The organism is Xanthomonas sp. SHU 199 (assembly GCF_000364665.1).
GTDB lineage: Bacteria > Pseudomonadota > Gammaproteobacteria > Xanthomonadales > Xanthomonadaceae > Xanthomonas_A > Xanthomonas_A sontii.
Genome location: NZ_AQOI01000152.1, coordinates 1 through 1,203 on the forward strand (window position 1 = coordinate 1; position 1,203 = coordinate 1,203).

The 1,203-nt window shown below is 74.6% G+C and carries 2 protein-coding genes; both read left to right on the top strand.

Annotated elements, in window-relative coordinates:
* On the top strand, positions 1-752 hold a 752-nt coding region (locus tag D183_RS24175; RefSeq protein ID WP_017908378.1), incomplete at its 5' end, for a FecR family protein.
* Positions 753-866: 114 nt separating this feature from the next.
* A partial coding sequence (locus tag D183_RS0106995) for an STN domain-containing protein (protein ID WP_026144268.1) occupies positions 867-1,203 on the top strand: 337 nt, incomplete at its 3' end.

Sequence of the window (1,203 nt, forward strand, 5' to 3'; positions counted from 1 at the left end):
CCGCCGCCGTGCTCGCGCTGGCCGCCGCGGGTGTGGCGCTGCGCCTGAGCGCGCCGGAGCAGGTGCTGGCGACGGTGTACGCAGCGCCATCGGACGCGCCGCGCAGCGTCGCGCTGGACGACGGCAGCGTGGTGCAACTGGAGCGCGGTGGCGCGATCGCGGTGCGCTACGGCACGCAGCGTCGCGACATCGCCCTGCTGCGCGGCAAGGCGGTGTTCGATCTCGGCCACGATCCGGCGCGGCCGCTGCGGGTCAGCGTCGGCGCGCTGGTGCTGCGCGACGTCGGCACCGTGTTCGGGGTCGACCCGCAGGCCGGTGGTGCACGCGTCACCGTGCTGCAGGGGCGGGTGCAGGTGTCGCGCGATACCCCGGCGTGGTGGCACCGCGGCAACCTGCCGTCGGAGGGGACGACGCTGGCCGACCTGGGCGGCGGCCAGCAGGCGCGGGTGGATGCGCAGGGCCGTGTGCTGGCGCGGCGCGACCACGCCGACATCGCCGACGCCACCGCCTGGCTGCCGGCGCAGGTCGGCGTGCACGATCGCAGCCTGGGCGAAGTGGCGCGCCTGTTCAACGCCTACACCACGCAGCCGCTGCGCATCGCCGACCCGGCGCTGGCGGCGCGGCGGGTCAGCGGCGTGTTCCACCTGCGCGATCCGGAGGCCTTCGTCGCCTATCTCGGCAGCCTGCCGGACGTGCAGGTGCAGCGCGATGCGCACGCGGTGACCATCCGCCACGCACCGGCACCGCTGTAAGAAAAAATTCATGCAATCGACGGTAGCCGCACGGCGCACCGGGGCACTCCTAGGAAGCATGGCCGTCGCGCAGCACGCGCGGGCCCGCCCTTCCTCCCCTCCGGTGTGATCGTCATGCGCAAGCCTCTCGTCGTCTCCATCGCTCTGCTGTTGGGCTGCACGTCCTCGTTGCCGGCCTGGTCGGCGCCCGCCGCCACCGCCTCGGCCATCGCGCCCATGCCGCTGGCGCAGGCGCTGGACCAGTTCGCGCGCAGCAGCGGGCTGCAACTGATGTACGACCCGGCGCTGGCCGAAGGCCTGCGCAGCAGCGGTGCCCCGGCCGGCCTGACGCCGCCGCAGCAGTTGCATGCGCTGCTCGCCGGCACCGGCCTGGACTACCGCATGCTGACGCCCGGCTCGGTCGCCATCGTGCGCAGCAGCGTCGCCGCCGCGCCGGTCGCCGCCCCACGGG